The sequence below is a fragment of the Thermoflexus sp. genome (assembly GCF_025055495.1).
Classification (GTDB): Bacteria; Chloroflexota; Anaerolineae; order Thermoflexales; family Thermoflexaceae; genus Thermoflexus.
The window spans coordinates 1-15,494 of the sequence record NZ_JANWXB010000120.1 but is presented as its reverse complement, the minus strand read 5'-3'; the positions used below and the strand labels follow the sequence as shown (position 1 = coordinate 15,494).

Annotated in this window: 13 protein-coding genes; 1 reads left to right on the top strand and 12 read right to left on the bottom strand. The window is 64.1% G+C overall.

Annotated features, from left to right (window positions below):
• Window positions 1-52 precede the first annotated feature (52 nt).
• Window positions 53-1,747, bottom strand: coding sequence for an NYN domain-containing protein (locus NZM16_RS04015; protein WP_295478721.1), 1,695 nt, complete (start codon window positions 1,745-1,747; stop codon window positions 53-55).
• Between the two features lie 489 nt (window positions 1,748-2,236).
• Here NZM16_RS04015 and NZM16_RS04010 point away from each other — a divergent pair, with 489 nt between their 5' ends.
• Window positions 2,237-2,653, top strand: a complete 417-nt coding sequence (locus NZM16_RS04010) for a ribonuclease HI family protein (RefSeq protein ID WP_295447701.1) — start codon at window positions 2,237-2,239, stop codon at window positions 2,651-2,653.
• A gap of 147 nt (window positions 2,654-2,800) precedes the next feature.
• Here NZM16_RS04010 and ftsZ read toward each other — a convergent pair whose 3' ends face one another.
• The 11 genes from ftsZ to mraY all read right to left on the bottom strand — a co-directional run bounded on the left by ftsZ (window position 2,801) and on the right by mraY (window position 15,399).
• A complete protein-coding gene (gene ftsZ, locus NZM16_RS04005; RefSeq protein WP_295447699.1) occupies window positions 2,801-3,907 on the bottom strand; it encodes a cell division protein FtsZ in 1,107 nt (368 codons plus the stop codon).
• A 484-nt stretch (window positions 3,908-4,391) separates the two neighbouring features.
• A complete protein-coding gene (ftsA, locus tag NZM16_RS04000) occupies window positions 4,392-5,618 on the bottom strand; it encodes a cell division protein FtsA (protein ID WP_295447696.1) in 1,227 nt (408 codons plus the stop codon).
• Between the two features lie 175 nt (window positions 5,619-5,793).
• On the bottom strand, window positions 5,794-6,504 hold the full coding sequence (locus tag NZM16_RS03995) for an FtsQ-type POTRA domain-containing protein (RefSeq protein ID WP_295478718.1): 711 nt from the start codon (window positions 6,502-6,504) through the stop codon (window positions 5,794-5,796).
• 11 nt (window positions 6,505-6,515) lie between these two features.
• The gene (locus tag NZM16_RS03990; RefSeq protein ID WP_295447690.1) at window positions 6,516-7,715 is read right to left on the bottom strand and encodes a D-alanine--D-alanine ligase family protein; all 1,200 of its coding nucleotides are present in this window, start codon (window positions 7,713-7,715) and stop codon (window positions 6,516-6,518) included.
• On the bottom strand, window positions 7,660-8,652 hold the full coding sequence (gene murB, locus NZM16_RS03985) for a UDP-N-acetylmuramate dehydrogenase (protein ID WP_295478715.1): 993 nt from the start codon (window positions 8,650-8,652) through the stop codon (window positions 7,660-7,662). Before murB ends, NZM16_RS03990 begins: the two co-directional genes overlap by 56 nt.
• A complete protein-coding gene (gene murC, locus NZM16_RS03980; RefSeq protein ID WP_295478712.1) occupies window positions 8,649-10,031 on the bottom strand; it encodes a UDP-N-acetylmuramate--L-alanine ligase in 1,383 nt (460 codons plus the stop codon). The genes murB and murC overlap by 4 nt, the downstream gene beginning before the upstream one ends.
• Before the next feature lie 105 nt (window positions 10,032-10,136).
• A complete protein-coding gene (locus NZM16_RS03975; protein ID WP_295447680.1) occupies window positions 10,137-10,661 on the bottom strand; it encodes a CvpA family protein in 525 nt (174 codons plus the stop codon).
• Window positions 10,658-11,806, bottom strand: a complete 1,149-nt coding sequence (murG, locus tag NZM16_RS03970) for an undecaprenyldiphospho-muramoylpentapeptide beta-N-acetylglucosaminyltransferase (protein ID WP_295478709.1) — start codon at window positions 11,804-11,806, stop codon at window positions 10,658-10,660. Before murG ends, NZM16_RS03975 begins: the two co-directional genes overlap by 4 nt.
• A complete protein-coding gene (locus NZM16_RS03965) occupies window positions 11,724-12,950 on the bottom strand; it encodes an FtsW/RodA/SpoVE family cell cycle protein (protein WP_295447674.1) in 1,227 nt (408 codons plus the stop codon). The genes murG and NZM16_RS03965 overlap by 83 nt, the downstream gene beginning before the upstream one ends.
• The gene (gene murD / locus NZM16_RS03960; protein ID WP_295447671.1) at window positions 12,947-14,323 is read right to left on the bottom strand and encodes a UDP-N-acetylmuramoyl-L-alanine--D-glutamate ligase; all 1,377 of its coding nucleotides are present in this window, start codon (window positions 14,321-14,323) and stop codon (window positions 12,947-12,949) included. Before murD ends, NZM16_RS03965 begins: the two co-directional genes overlap by 4 nt.
• Window positions 14,324-14,376: 53 nt before the next feature.
• On the bottom strand, window positions 14,377-15,399 hold the full coding sequence (mraY, locus tag NZM16_RS03955) for a phospho-N-acetylmuramoyl-pentapeptide-transferase (protein ID WP_295447668.1): 1,023 nt from the start codon (window positions 15,397-15,399) through the stop codon (window positions 14,377-14,379).
• Between the last annotated feature and the right edge of the window lie 95 nt (window positions 15,400-15,494).

Genomic DNA, 15,494 nt, shown 5'->3' with positions numbered 1-15,494 from the left:
TACTGAGGAAGATACCGATGAGCTCCTCTGACAAAGGCGGCCTGAGCAAATCCTATCCCACAGAAACCAAAAGGGTCCCCCGCATCTGTCCGCGCAGAAAGATTTCCAGCGCCTCCTTCTGCTCCTCCCCGGCCTCCACTCCGGTCAGCTGCTCCAGCAGCCATCCAAGGATGGCCGGGTTCAACCGGGCCACCTGAGCTATCCATCCCCGGATGCGCTCCGCCCGAGTGGGCTCCGGATCATGGAACAGCTCCAGCAGGCGCCGGGCGAAAGGCCCGGAGGTCACCGGAACCTGATTATCAAAGAAAGCCGATAGCGCGTAATGGAGCATGAAATCCACCAGGCCCCGGAGCTTCTCCCAGACCGGATCCCCTGGGATCATCAGAGCGAGGAAGGCATAGTAGTATGGAAGGGAGCCTGCGAAGTCCCGGCGATTATTGAAGAGCTCCCCTGCTCGCACCGAGCAGTAGCTGGCCGCCCGCCAGCGGATCTCATAGGGTCCGACTCCAGGAGTGCGCGTCTCCCACAGATCCAGGGTCATCCGCAGAGCCAACCGGAAGCGCTCCAGCGCCATCGGGAAGTTCCGATCCCGCCGATAGCTCATCCCCTCCTCGAACAGCGCCCGTGCATCCCCCAGCGAAGGCATGATCCCCGAGGGATAGGTCACCCCGGCCAGATCCGCCCGCAGGTTCTCGAACACCGGAGCCCGCAACGGATCTTCGTGGGGGATCCAGCGGAAGGTCCCGTTTTCCGCTGCCACCAAGCCCTCTCGTGCCATCCCGCGAAGTATCGCTTCTACTTCCATCACGGGAAGCCCAAGAAGGAAAGCCAGCGCTTCGGGCTCCAGCGGCCAGTTCGCCATGCCCAGGAATCGGATCAGCCCGCTCTCCGCCGCTTCGATGAACCGCTTCAGGCCCGCAACCCGCACTCCCTGAATCGGGGTGAAGAACGAGGGTGGAAGAGGGCCGAAGGACAGGGCCGGGCCCAGAAGCAACAACCATCCGAGCTCCTGGCGGCCGCCAGCTTCGATCTCCAGGCCCTCCCAGTTCGTCCGGTCCAGCCATCGGGCCAGGGTGAGCTCGGCGATCCCAGCCCGCAGGGCCTCGAAGAGGCGGGTCAACCCCATCCGCCGGATCGTGGGCTCCAACAGCACAAACCCCCAATCCTGGAGATAGCGGCGGTAACGCTCAACGGTCCCCACGATCTCCGGGGCCAGGGCAGGAAGCGAAGGCTCAGGAGCAGATGGAGATGGCGGGGGCACGGCTTCCGCTTCTGGCGCGATCAGCGTGTCATAATAGATGAATTCATCGCACAATGCGGGAATCAGATCGCTGGTCGCCCCTTGCACGCCCACGCCGATCACGAGCTTGCCATGCTCCCGAAGGCGGGTGATCAGGCTGGAGAAATCGCTGTCCCCCGAGATGATCGCAAACATCTGGACCTCCGGCCGGGTGAACAGCGTCTCGATCGCATCGATGGCCATGCGGACATCGGCGCGGTTGCGGGCGAGCTTGTGGCCGTAGGAATAAATCTGAACCAGATCCACCCCGTGCCGGAGCAGCTCATCTCGATATTTGGTGAAACGGGACCAGTCCCCATAGGCGCGCTTCAGGACCAGCCGCCCCCTTCGCCCGAGCTCTGCAAACAGGCGATTCAGATCCAGCGTGTAATAACGGCTTTCCGCCGCGGTGGCAATGTTCTCAAAATCAATAAAGACGGCCATTTCAGGTCGTTCGCGACGCGCCATAGATGCTCCTGAAGGTATAAAGTTTTATTTAACCTTTCGTTGCGAATCGAAGTCCTCCCGCCTATTTCTGCACGCAAAGTGAGCGAGAAACCTGCTGCGCTATTCATCATAATCCCGATCGCGGCGGATTGCTTAAAATAACACAACCCACGATCTTCCTGGGGGAGTAGGAAGGCAACCTAAAAGGCCATCTCTCTCCCCTTCATCCTCTCCCCCCAAAGTCTGAGAGCTGGGAGGGAAGAGAATGAGGGGGATAGAGCTTTTTACACCGGCGAGGGATCCAAGCAGCAGTTGCCTTGAAAGCAGTGTTTACTTGTGACGGATCGTTCTTTCAGGTGCTGTCTATCTTGAATTGGGGGATCCGGAGGATGGGGTCATCTCACCTCGCTCAGCAGGCTCCCAACGGCGTGATTCCTAATCCCACAACGAAAGGGGATAGGCAGGGACGACCCGTGCCTATCCCCCATCCTTTCCTGGAGAGGCTCCGCAATGACACAACCCACAACCTTCGATTATGTAATCATCTTCGACGGAGGAAGCCGGGGCAATCCAGGCCCCGGTTATGGGTCCTACATCATCCGAACCCGGGATGGGCGAGAGGATCGATGCAGGTTAAATTTTGAAGAAAAAATGACCAATAACGAAGCGGAATATCGAACGCTGATCGCCGCCCTGGATGATCTGATCGATCGGATCCGGAAAGCCGGGAAAGATCCCTCCGCTTTCGCCCTGGAGGTTCGGGGAGATAGCCAGTTGATCATCGCCCAGCTTCGGGGCACCTTCCGGGTTCGCGCCCCTCATCTACGGCCTCTCCAGGAAGCCGCCCATGAGCGCCTGAGCCGGTTTCGAAAGGTCCGGTTGGTCTGGCAACCTCGCGCCGTCTCAGCGTCCGAGCTGGGGCACTGAGGCGTGTCAGCCCCCTCTGGGAAAACCGCACAGAACACCAAGATGGGGGGCGAGCGGCGAAACTATCCGCCCCGTTTCCTCAAGCCTCAGAATGGCGACGAAACAAGCTTCAGAGATCTTGGAAGGGCTTGAGGAGAACCGTGGCCCTCATCCTCGCCGCCGTAGGAAGGCCGGGATATCCAGATCGCCCTCGTTAAAGCTGCGCTCGGAGGGGGCTGAGCGCCGAGCCTCCTCAGGGCGATGAGCGCCGGATTCGGACCGGGCGGGCGCAGCCGCTGGAGCGGGACGGCGACCGGGAATTGGGGGGCGCTCGAATCCGGTCGCGATCACGGTAATCCGCACTCGATCCCGCATCGCCTCATCGATGACCGCGCCGAAGATGATATTGGCCTCCGGATGAGCTGCCTGACGGATGATCTCCGCTGCCTGATGGACCTCATGGAGCGTGAGATCAGGCCCGCCCGTGACGTTGAACAGGATCCCTCGCGCCCCGTCGATGGTGACCTCTAAAAGCCGGCTGGAGATGGCTTGCTGAGCCGCCTCCACCGCCCGGTTCTCCCCGGAAGCCTCCCCGATGGCCATCAGGGCCGCGCCGCCCTCGGCCATAATGGCGCGCACATCAGCGAAATCCAGGTTGATCAGGCCAGGGACCGTGATCAGTTCACTGATCCCCTGAATACCCTGGCGGAGCACCTCATCGGCCATCCGGAAGGCCTGCACCAGGGTAACCTTTTTATCGGTGATCTCCAGCAGGCGATCGTTAGGGATCACGATGAGGGTATCCACATTCTCCTTGAGACGGGCGATCCCCTCTTCGGCCGCCTTGGCTCGCCGTGGCCCCTCGAAAGAGAAGGGGCGGGTGACTACCCCGATGGTCAGGGCCCCCACCTCCCGGGCGATCCGGGCGATCACCGGACTGGCGCCCGTCCCCGTTCCGCCCCCCATGCCCGCCGTGATGAACACCATGTCCGAACCGCGGAGCGCCTCGTAGATCAGATCCGCCGACTCCTCTGCGGCCTTATAGCCGATCTCCGGGTTCCCTCCCGCGCCCAGCCCGCGCGTGATCTTCTCCCCGATGTGAATCCGGCGATCGGCCTTGGCCAAGGAGAGGGCCTGCACATCGGTGTTTACAGCGATGAACTCGACCCCCCGGAGCCCCTCTTCGATCATACGGTTCACCGCGTTGCTGCCCCCGCCACCCACACCCATCACACGGATTTTGGCCGGGGTCTGTCCGGTCGTCATCGCATCCATCGTCCACCTCCTCCTGCTGAGTTCCAGATCAGCCTGGGCGTAGAAGGGATAGCCTCAGGCGGAATTCCCGATGTTAGAGCTCCTGGCGAGCAGGATGAGCCGGTCGGGAGCCTCGCGGCTCTCTCGAAAGGCATGTCTTCTGAAGCACCTATTGAATGAACTGGGAAGCCCATCCTCCGAAACGATGCGCGTCTCTCGACCCGACGATGGTGAGTCAGGAGGCTAGTGCGTTGTCCATTTTTCATTTGGGGGTTTTCGGGGGCGGTGCGGGGGGCCTTTGGCCCCCTGCACCGCCCCCGAAAGAGGTTTTCTCCCCCCTCCCCACGGCCCTCTGGGCCTTGGGGAGGGGGGAGAAAGGGGGGAGGGGCCATCGCCTTCCGGACTCGCTTCGGTCCCTCAAATCCCCAGTTGATAACTGGACAAAGCAATAGCCCCATAAAATCCCCCGAGAAGGGTGTGTCTCCAGACGATGGGAGGGCACGCTCTACCCCGGCAACATTTCCCGGAAGATCCCCCGCAAGGTCCTCCAGAGACGGCCCAGCCATGAATCCCCGGATGGAGAATAACTCGGGCTCATATCCATCCGCAGGCCCCAGCGGAGCAAGCCCACCGCCGCCGCAAACATCGGCGAACGAAGCGTCTCCGCTAAGCCTCCCAGATCCCAGGGCATGCCCACCCGGACCGGCATCCCGGTGACCTCGCGGGCCACCTCTCGGATCCCGGATAGCATGGCGGTGCCCCCACAGAGAACCAGCCCTGCTGGGAGCAACCGTTCGTAGCCCGAGGCTCTCAGATCTTTCAGGACTAACTGAAAGATCTCCTGGACCCGCGCCTCGATGATCTCGGCCATCTCTCGACGGGAGAAAGTCAGCACGCCGTTCTCCCCAAAACCCTGAACGGTGATCTGTTCTTCCGGCGCGACGGCCTGGACCGACGCATGGCCGTATTTGATCTTGAGCTCCTCCGCCACCGTCGCCGGGACGTGCAGGCCGTAGGCCAGATCGTTGGTGATATGCTGCCCTCCCACCGGGATCACCGCTGTGTGCGCGATGTTTCCCTCCACAAAGACTGCCAGATCCGTCGTCCCCGCCCCGATATCCACCAGGGCAACCCCCATCTCCCGTTCCCCCTCCGTGATCACGGCCTCGGCCGAAGCCAAGGGGGAGAGGACGAACTCTTCCACCGCGATCTGAGCCGCCTCAATGCACCGCCGCAGGTTAGCCAGCGGGCCCACCTGAGCCGTCACGATGTGGACCTCCGCTTCCAGCCGGAAGCCATACATCCCCATGGGATCCCGAATCCCTTCCTGCCCATCTACGATGAAGGAGCGTGGGAGCACGTGGAGGATCTCGTGAGAATGGGGGATGGCGATGGTCCGGGCGTTCTCCACCGCCCGCTGCACATCCGCCGGGCTGATCCCTCGATCCCCCCGCATCACGGAGGCGGTGCCCTTGCTGTTCACCGAGGCTACGTAAGGCCCAGCGATGCCCACGATGGCCCGGCGGATCTGGTAGCCGCTCGTGCGCTCCGCTTTCTCCACGGAAGCGGCAATGGCCTCGGTGGCCTCGGCGATATTCACCACCACCCCCCTTCGGATCCCCCGGGCTGGAACAACCCCCACGCCCAGGATGCGAAGCATCCCGGCTTCATCGGCCTCGCCCACCAGCGTGCAGATCTTGCTGGTTCCGATATCCATCGCGACCAGCGTCATAAGCTACACCCTCTCACGCCCTTCAGGAATAGGACCAATGCGCCTGGCTGGTGGATGATCTTACCTCCCTCGAATCCCTCCCTCCCCACGGCCCGAAAGCGCATGGGGAGGGCTAAAGAGCGGTTGTCTTCGGCGACCGGCTTCGCCTCCAAAACCCTCAGGAGAAAGCAAACCGCTAATTTTGAAAACCAACTGTTGGCGCTTCAGGGACCCGCAGATCGAGATAAGCGGGGCGCTGACCATGCGCGGCGAGAAGATCGCGCAGCGCCCGCCAGGCTGCGGCACGCGTCGCCATTGACCCAAATTCTCCCAGCAGCACGGGCCAGCCGTAAGGATCTACGAAGGAGAAACCGCGACCCGCCTCATAGCGGAATGTGGGGATCTCCGGGAATGCCCAGCTCAGATCCTGCATGCGCTCCCATAGCCAGGGATCCACCCGCTGGCCCGGCGCGAGGGGCGGCAGGCCGTAAACCTCCAGACGGCGCTGGGCGTTTACGGCATCCCCCTCCATCACCTGGCCGTTCTCATCCAGAAACAGTCGCAGGTCTCCGCTCACCCACTCCCATGAAGCCTCTCCTTCCACGACGAAAAGGGTGCAAAACGCCGGCCATCGACAGCGCACGGTTGCAGACCTCAGAGCGGGGAACCGATGACGAACCGCGGCGGCGGCTTCCTCCGGGTTCACCCAGAAGATATGCAACCCATCGATCCCGCTGGCCGCCGCCAGCGCCTCCGGGGAGAGGATGCGGGCACCCGCGACATCCAGCCGGGTGTAGAAGACATCATGAAGCAACAGGATCCCGCCCAGGATGGCCCAGAGCAACAACAGCCCTCCGGCCGCCAGCCGGGAGCCCGCAGGGCGGAGGGCCCAGACCGCTACCGCCATCCCGACCGGGCTCACCGAGTGGAAGGTTCGCTGTCGTCTTCTCGCAGCGCGCCGTCGGCGCGACTGGAAGAAAGCCATGTCAGCCCCTCGTAAGCAATGGCATCCCGCTGGCGATCCTGATACCGCTCCAGCGCCAGTTCGATCAGTCGATCCAGCAACGTCGGATACGACAGGCCGCTGGCCTCCCACAGGCGCGGATACATGCTGACCGCTGTGAAGCCTGGGATGGTGTTGATCTCATTGACCACCAGCTCCCCCGTCTCCCGGGAGAGCAGGAAATCCACCCGAGCCATCCCGCATGCATCGATCGCCCGAAAGGCCGCCAGGGCCAGGGATCGGATCCGCTCCGCCAGCGCCTCATCCAGCGGGGCCGGGATCACCAGTTGGGTTCGATCGTCCAGATACTTCGCGGCATAGTCGTAAAATTCCCCCGCCGGGATCACCTCGCCCGGCACCGAGGCAATAGGGTCCTCATTCCCCAGCACACTGACCTCGATCTCCCGGGCCGCTGGGACCGCCCGTTCGACCAGCATCTTGCGCCCGTAACGGGCCGCCTCCGGCAGAGCGATCGGGAGTTCCTCCCGTCGCTTCACTTTGGAAACGCCTACGCTGGAACCCAGGTTGGCCGGCTTGACGAAGCACGGAAACCCGATCTCGCGCTCAATTCGATCCATCACGTCTTCCGGATCCCGCTCCCACTCCCGTCGGAAGACCACGATGTAACGAGCAACCGGGAGGCCATGGGCCCGGAACACATCCTTCATCACCGCCTTATCCATTCCCACGGCCGAGGCCAGCACCCCCGCGCCGACATAGGGAATATTCGCCAATTCCAGTAATCCCTGGATCGTCCCATCCTCCCCGAAAGGTCCGTGAAGCACCGGGAAGATCACATCCACCTCTGGGATCCCATCCGCCTGGACTCCCGGGATCAGCTCCCGACGCGGGGGAACAGCCAGATAAGCGGTTGATTCCGGCTCTATAACGGGCGGCGTTCCCAGCAAATCGGCCATTGTCACTGCCCCGCCTGTCAGGGCCTTCATCGGATCCCCCCGGGTGAGCCAGCGGCCCTCTTTGGTGATCCCGATGGGGATCACCTCGTATTTCGTCTTGTCCAGCGCCCGGATCACCGATTGGGCCGACAGGAGACTCACCTCATGCTCCCCGGACTTTCCCCCGAACAGCACGCCCACCCGGATCCGTCGTTTCATCCTCCCACTCCCCGATGAACTCGATCTCCGGCTCCAGGAGCACGCCGAATCGTTCCAGAACACAACGCTGGACCTCGACCATCAGGGCCCGCACGTCGGCGGCCGTGCCGTCTCCCTCGTTGATGAAGAAATTCGCATGCAGAGTAGAAATCACAATCGCTCCCCGGCGGGCCCCCTTGAGGCCCGCCGCTTCGATCAGACGGCCAGCGTAATCCCCGGGCGGGTTCCGGAACATCGAGCCGATGCTCGCCCCACCCGGCTGGGTGCGTCGACGGTAAGCGTTGAAGGCCGCCATCCGCTCCAGAATCGCCTCCGGATCCTCCGGTCGAAGGGCGAAACGGGCGGCGAGGACCACCGGCCGCGGCACGGTTGGCCACGTCTTCAACCGGCTGGTTCGATAGCTCAGCTCCAGCTGCTCCGCGCCCCAGGTCGCAATGCTCCCTTCCGGCAACAGCAATTCCACCGACTCCAGGCAACCCGCGATATCTCCTCCGTGGGCTCCCGCGTTGCCCACCACAGCTCCGCCCACCGTGCCGGGAATCCCGATGGCCCACTCCAGGCCGGACCACCCCCGTTCGGCGCACAGCCGGGCCAGGGTCGGCAGCAAGACGCCAGAAGCCGCCCACACCCGCCCATCGGTTTCGAAGCGCAACGCCCGCGCCCGGTTCAGCACGACCAGCCCCCGCACCCCCCGGTCGGCGATCAGGACGTTCGAGCCCCCGCCCAGCAGGGTAACCGGGATCCCATCCGACCATGCGCCCCGCACGACATCCACCAGCGCCTGGACGTCCTCCACGATCACCAGGGCATCCGCCGGCCCACCGATGCGGGATGTGGTGAACCGGGCCAGGGGAATATCCCGCTCCAGCGCCAGTCCCCATCGCCTCAGCGCCGCCGTTAGGGCCTCGCCGGGGATGACCTCGGAGGCCGCTTTCATCGTCCTTCCCCCGACTGGCCCAAGAGATCTAATAACCGCTCTCCAATCCGGTATCCATCCCCGGCGCCCAGGGTCAACACGACATCCCCAGGTCGGATATGTTCCTTCAGATAAGCGATCGCGGTATCGAAATCCGGAAAATGTCGGGCATCCGGATGGATCATCTGCTGGACGATATCCTGGCTGCTCACCCCGAGGGTGTCCGTCTCGCGAGCCGCGTAGATCGGGGTGAGAATCACATGGTCGGCATCTTCGAAGGCCTGCGCGAATTCCTTCAACAACGCCCGTGTCCGGCTGTAGGTATGAGGCTGGAACACCGCCCAGATCGGACGGCGTGGATACCGGGCGCGGGCGGCCCGGAGCGTGGCCCGGATCTCTCCGGGGTGATGGGCGTAATCGTCGATAACCAGCACCCCCTGCGCCTCGCCCTTCACCTCAAACCGCCGGGCTGTGCCCGGGAATCGACCCAGGGCTTCCAGGGCGTTCGCCGGGGGGATCCCCACCGCCTCCGCCACCGCCAGCGCCGCCAACGCGTTCAAGCCGTGATGATGCCCGGGGACCTGGAGCGTCAGCTCGCCGATGGGCTGATCCCCCCGATAGATCTCAAAGCGATCCACCGCCATGGGCCGGGCCCACCACAGGGCGGGAGGCCCCCAGCCATACCGCATCACGGCTCGGCCATGGGCCTCTACCCGGTCTGCCAGACGGCGGGCCCCGGGATCCGCATCACATGCCACCAGAATCCCATCGGATGGCACTCGCTCCACAAACGTCACGAACGCATCGAAGAAAGCCTCCGGCGTCGGGTAACAATCCGGGTGATCATGTTCAATCGTTGTCACCACCGCAATCCGCGGCCGCAATCCCAGGAACATCCGGTCGTATTCATCGGCCTCCACGATGAAGAGATCCCCACGCCCCGCCCGCGCGTTGCGGTTCAGGCCCCGGATCAGGCCGCCGACGATGAAGGACGGATCGCGGCCGGCGGCCATAGCGATCCAGGCCAGCATCGCCGTGGTCGTGGTCTTCCCATGCGTCCCCGCCACCGCGATCCCCATCCGGTCGGCCATCAGCGCCCCGATCACCGCCTCCCGTTTCACCACCGGTCGACCCAGCTCCTCCGCCGCCCGGACCTCCGGATGATCCGGCGGGACGGCGGAAGAGCGCACGACCACCCCCGCATACTGAACGTGGGCGGGATCGTGGCCCAGATGCACCGGAACGCCCAGGGCGCGAAGGGAGTCCACGAAGGGTGAGGGAGAGCGATCGCACCCGCTCACTGCATACCCGGCCTCATGCAGCACCGTCGCCAGGGCCGAGAGCCCGGCCCCGCCGATGCCGATCAGATGAAACGTCAGGTTAGGCCGCAACTGCACCATTCCGGTTTTCCCCATCGGATTGCGAATTCGCCCCTCTCCACGGCCGGCAGGGCCGCGCGTTGGAGATGGGCACAGGCCGCCTTCGGCAGCCCGCACCCACCTCCGTTAGAGATAAAATACCAACAGCGCGAACAGCATGATAACCACCATAAAGTAGAGAAGTGGTGGCTTCAGCACCGCGGGAGGCATCCAGGACAGCAGATCCATCATCGGGCTGTTGGGGCCCGGAGGTTGCAGGACCTCCGGGAAGGGATATCCCGCGCGGTGCAGGAAGAACAGGATCGAGCCAGCGATCAACCATCCGTTAATGGCCCCAGCGGCGAAACCCGCGATGATCTCCACGCCCTTCTCCCGCTTCGCCCGACCGGCTAACTGCACGGACAGAGCAGGCCCCGCGTAACCAAAGAACGCTGCTATGCCAATCGCAATCGTCTCGGCAAAAAACCCGGTGGCTGGATCTCTGGTGAACGACTCCCAAACGGCTGGCGCGAATTGCTGCAGCAGGCTGAAGAAGAACATGACCCCCACGATCGAGGCGCTGACCAGGATCTCCTTGGCTACCCCTCGCAATGCACCAATCAAGGCGAAGAGAAGCACAAAGGCCCAGAAGACCATGTGCAATGCAATCATTGCCCCCTCCCCACCCGGACGGCCTGAACGGAGCCCAGACCTTTCATTTGCTCCATCACCAGGGCGGCCAGGCGATCCGCTGCCTCCGGCCGGGCCAGCGCCGCCATCCGGCGGCGCATTTGGCTCAGACGGCCCGGGTTGCGCAGGAGATCCCGCACGACTTCCCCCAGCCGCTCCTCGATCTCCTCGTCCGGGATCATCACGGCGCCTCCGTGCCGGACCAGATAGGCGGCGTTGCGTTCCTGATGGCGCCGCACGTAAGGATAAGGCACCAGCACCGCCGGCAGCCCGAACAGAGGAAGTTCCCCCAGGGTGGAGGCCCCTGCCCGGCACACGGCCAGATCCGCCATCGCCAGCGCTTCCCCCATCTCTTCGTCCAGATACGCCACCGGTTGATAACGGACCCGGCCCTCGGGAGGGAGCTCCATTCGCCGTCGTTGCATGGCCTCCAGATCCGCCGGTCCGGTGAGATGGAGCACCTGCGCCTCCGCTGTCAGCGTCTCCAGATGCCGAGCGACCGCTTGGTTCAGCCGGCGAGCCCCTCGACTTCCCCCAAACACCAGCACCACCGGAACCTCCGGATGGAACCTCCAGCGGGCGAGCCCTCGCTGACGGGTCTCTTCCTGAGATCGAGCCGCCTCCACCAGCGCGCGACGCACCGGATACCCGGTGACCACCGCCGGCCTTCGCAAGGCCTCCCCGGCTTCCGGCGCGGTCACCGCCACCCAGGCGGCCAGACGGGACAGGATACGGACCGCAAGGCCCGGTTCGATGTCCGGCAGGTAAACCAGGATCGGAACCCCAGATCCTGCCGCGGCGAGGGCCGCCGGGATCGACACAAATCCTCCGGTGGTGAACACCACCTGAGGGCGTCGCCGACCCATCTCCCGCCAGGCCTGAAGGGTCCCCCGAACCACCCGCCAGAGCCCCTTCCATCCCCGCCGCCAACCCATCCCATACACACCGCCCGCTTCCACAGGAAGAAACGGATAACCGCGCGGGGGAATGAGACGGGCCTCCATCCCTTCCCGCGTGCCCACCCAGATCAGCTCCAGGTCCGGATCAACGGCCCGGAGCGCCTCCGCGACGGCCAGCGCCGGATAGATGTGCCCGCCGGTCCCGCCCGCGGCGATCCAGATCCTCATCCCCCCGCCTCCTGGCGACGCTGAGCAACATCCCTGCGCCGATCAACTCGCTGAGCAGGGCGGAGCCGCCGTAGCTGATAAACGGGAAGGGGATTCCCGAGAAAGGGATCACGCCCGTCAGCCCACCCAGATTGATCAATCCCTGCCATGCGATCCACAGCGTCACTCCCAACGCCAACAGGCCGCCGAAGGCATCGCACGCCTGTCGAGCCACACGGAACCCCAGGAACACCCAGAGGCTCAACAGGCTGATCAGCCCCATCACGCCGACGAACCCAAAGGCCTCTCCCACTACGGCGAAGGCGCTGTCGGAATGGGGAAGCGGCACCCGGCCGCTGAGGGTGTAGAGGATCGCCCCCGGCCCCCTCCCGAAGAGGCCCCCTGAGCGGATCGCCTGCCAGACCGCGCTCAGATGTCCCTGGGCGCCTTCTGGGCCTCTCAGGGCCTCCAGGTAATCCAGCAACCGCGCCATCGCATGGGGATGCACTTGCACTAGGACTCCGAACACCCCTGCCCCCAGCGCCAATCCAAGGAGCACCTGGATCGGAGTAGCACCGGAAGCCACGAACATCCAGGCGGCGACCATCCCGATCAGCATCCCAGTCCCCAGATCCGGTTGCAGGAAGATCGGGATGACCACCACGCTCAACACCATTAGGAATGGAAGGAACCCGCGGCCGAACTCCCGCAAGCGTTCGCCCTTGGTTGGCAACCACGTTGCCAGATACAGAATGATGATCGGCTTGACGAACTCCGAAGGCTGGAAGGAGCCACCGGAGAAAGCCCGTCGGGCGCCCAGCCGCTCTTCCCCCACGAAGAGCACGGCAATGAGAGAAGCCACCCCCAGGAGCATCAGGGGGATCGAAAATCGCTGCAGACGCCGATAGTCCATCCGCCACACCCCCAGGAGGGCGAGCGTTCCCGCCAGCGCGGCTCCAGCCTGGCGTCGGACGAAATAAAACGGATCATCGAAAATCTGTCGCGCCAGATAGTAGGTGGCGCTGTAAACCAGCAACAAACCCGCCAGCACCAGGGTGACCAGCAGGACCAACAAGCCCAGTTCCAGGGAGGTGAGCCCGGGCAGCGTCAACGGCCCATCCCGTGGAATCGACGACCCATACCACTGCTTTCGCACCGTGGTCATCCCAGGGCCTCCACCAGCTGACGGAAATGGGCGCCGCGCTCCTCGAAATCCCGATAGGCATCGTAACTGGTCCCTCCTGGAGACAACAACACCACCTCTCCCGGGCGAGCCAGCCGGGCGGCCAGCGCCACCGCTTCCTCCAGCGTGCCCACCCGCTCTACCCGCTCCAGGGTGGCCTCTCCGATGCCCGCCCGGGCGATCCGAACAGCCTCCGCAATCCGATCCCCCATCTCGCCGAAGCAGATCAGCACCCGGACCCGCCGGGCGATATCCCGCGCGGCTTCATCCCATGGGAGCTGCTTATCCCGTCCCCCCGCCAGCAACACCAGAGGTTCCTCGAAAGCCTCGAGAGCCATCCGCACCCGCTCCGGGGTCGTGGCGATGGAATCGTTGACATAGCGCACCCCCCGCACCTCCCGCACCAGCTCCAGACGATGGGGCACGCCAGAGAAAGTCGTCGCCACCTCGCGGATCGCCCCCAGATCCGCCCCCAGGCTGCCGGCGATGGCCGCCGCCGCAAGGACGTTCCACAAATTGTGCCGGCCCCGCAGGCGCACCTCCCCCACCGGACAGATGGGCCAGGCATCCGTTCCCAGGCGCAAGAAGAGGGTCTCCCCCCGGAGGAAGGCTCCGCGGGCGACCTCCCGTTCCCGACTGAAGAACCGCAGCCGCCCCCGCACCGCCGCCGCCAGGGATCGAGCGTTCAGATCGTCGTAACCCAGCACCGCGATGTCTTCGACATCCTGGAAGTCGAGGATCCGTTGTTTAGCAGCGATGTAGGCTTCCATCGTCTTATGACGATCCAGATGGTTCGGGGTGATGTTTAACACGGCCGCCACCCGCGGGCTCACCGTCATGATCTCCAGCTGGAAACTGGAGAGCTCCAGCACCACCCGATCCTCCGGTCCGATCTCCTCGACGAATTCGATCAGCGGGTTGCCGATGTTCCCGCCCACCCAAGTTCGGAACCCCGCCGCCTGGCACATCGCCCCCACAAGCGCCGTCGTGGTCGTCTTCCCGGAGGAGCCCGTGATCCCTGCTGTCCATCCCCGGCAGCGCTCCAGGAACAGCTGCGCGTCGTTGGCGAGGGGGATCCCTCGCCGGATCGCCTCCTGGACAATCGGAGTGTCCAGAGGAACGCCCCCGCTCAGGCAGAGGAGATCACAACCTTCCAGCAGCGACAGGGGATGATGCCCGAGCACATACTGGATGGGCAGGCCTTCCAGGGTGTGCAGGAAGCCCTGAAGGCGATCGGCCGGCTGTCGATCGCTGACGGTGACCTCGGCGCCCTGTCGCACCAGCCAGCGGGCCAGCGCCGATCCCTGCCGGCCCAACCCCAGGATCACCACACGAGCACCAACGAGATCCCTCATCGCCCTCTCGCAACGTGATGGTTCCCGCAGCAGCGGATTCGCTGCTGTAGTTTTTATAACAACGCCAGCGCCACGCCGATCATGGAGGACCAGATGGCGATCAACCAGAACCGCTGCACCACCTGTGTCTCGGACCACCCGAGCAACTCGAAATGATGGTGGATCGGGCTCATGCGGAACAGCCGCTTCCCCCGGGTCCATTTGAAGTAGGCCACCTGCAAAATCACCGAGAGGGTCTCCACCACCGGGATCAGCGCCACAATCGGCAACAGGAGCCACTGGCCGGTCATCAGGGCCACCACCCCCAGGGTCGCCCCCAGGGCCTGGGAGCCGATGTCTCCCATGATCAGCTGGGCGGGATGGGCGTTGAACCACAGAAAAGCCAGGCAGGCCCCCACCACAATGAAGGAGAACGTGGCCAGATAGATCTGGCCCTGGAGATAGGCGATCACGCCGTAGGCCATGAAGCTCGTCGCGGTGATGATCCCGGCTAGGCCGTCCAGGCCATCCGTGAAGTTCACCGCGTTGGCCGAGCCCACGATGATGAACACCGCGATCGGAAGGTAGAAGAGCCCGATGTCGATCTTCTGCGGCACTGTCGGGATGGCCACGCTGCGCAGGTCCATCCCGAAATGCAACACCAGCGCCAGGGCGGTCCCGAGGGCGATCTGGATCGGGAATTTATGACGGGCCAGGAGCCCTCCGCCTCCCCGGGTGCCCATCCAATCATCCACGGCGCCCAGAGCCCCAAAGGCCAGCATGGCCGCCACCGGCACCAGGATCGAACGTCCGATCAGCTGATCCCCCGGCCACCCCATCTGTTTCAGGAAGGCTCGCCCCGCCTCCGTGTTGGCAATCAGGTTCCCGATGTTTAAGATCAGTGTTAGCATCACAACCGGCACCACAATCATCAGGCCGCCCATTGTGGGCGTCCCCATCTTCACCAGATGGGTCCGTGGTCCCTCAATCCGGATCTTCTTCCCGATCCCGTTCGCCCGCAGCCAGCGAATCAGGGGCGGACCCCAGACGACGGCCAGCAGGAAGGAAAGGCCTCCCATGAACAACGCCTGCGCCACAGAGGCACCTCATCCGCTAAGGTAGTTGGAGATATGGAACGCCGTGTGCGACTTCCGAGCTCTCCCGCGGGTTTTGGGGCTGGGGCGCCGCCTTC

Excerpts from the sequence above, each read along its gene's own strand:
- murD (WP_295447671.1), bottom strand. The coding sequence starts at position 14,323 with ATGAGGGATCTCGTTGGTGCTCGTGTGGTGATCCTGGGGTTGGGCCGG.
- NZM16_RS03995 (WP_295478718.1), bottom strand. The coding sequence starts at position 6,504 with ATGGCGGTAGCGGTCTGGGCCCTCCGCCCTGCGGGCTCCCGGCTGGCG.
- murG (WP_295478709.1), bottom strand. The coding sequence starts at position 11,806 with ATGAGGATCTGGATCGCCGCGGGCGGGACCGGCGGGCACATCTATCCG.
- NZM16_RS04015 (WP_295478721.1), bottom strand. The coding sequence starts at position 1,747 with ATGGCGCGTCGCGAACGACCTGAAATGGCCGTCTTTATTGATTTTGAG.
- NZM16_RS04010 (WP_295447701.1), top strand. The coding sequence starts at position 2,237 with ATGACACAACCCACAACCTTCGATTATGTAATCATCTTCGACGGAGGA.
- NZM16_RS03975 (WP_295447680.1), bottom strand. The coding sequence starts at position 10,661 with ATGATTGCATTGCACATGGTCTTCTGGGCCTTTGTGCTTCTCTTCGCC.
- NZM16_RS03990 (WP_295447690.1), bottom strand. The coding sequence starts at position 7,715 with ATGAAACGACGGATCCGGGTGGGCGTGCTGTTCGGGGGAAAGTCCGGG.
- murB (WP_295478715.1), bottom strand. The coding sequence starts at position 8,652 with ATGAAAGCGGCCTCCGAGGTCATCCCCGGCGAGGCCCTAACGGCGGCG.
- murC (WP_295478712.1), bottom strand. The coding sequence starts at position 10,031 with ATGGTGCAGTTGCGGCCTAACCTGACGTTTCATCTGATCGGCATCGGC.
- ftsA (WP_295447696.1), bottom strand. The coding sequence starts at position 5,618 with ATGACGCTGGTCGCGATGGATATCGGAACCAGCAAGATCTGCACGCTG.
- ftsZ (WP_295447699.1), bottom strand. The coding sequence starts at position 3,907 with ATGGATGCGATGACGACCGGACAGACCCCGGCCAAAATCCGTGTGATG.
- NZM16_RS03965 (WP_295447674.1), bottom strand. The coding sequence starts at position 12,950 with ATGACCACGGTGCGAAAGCAGTGGTATGGGTCGTCGATTCCACGGGAT.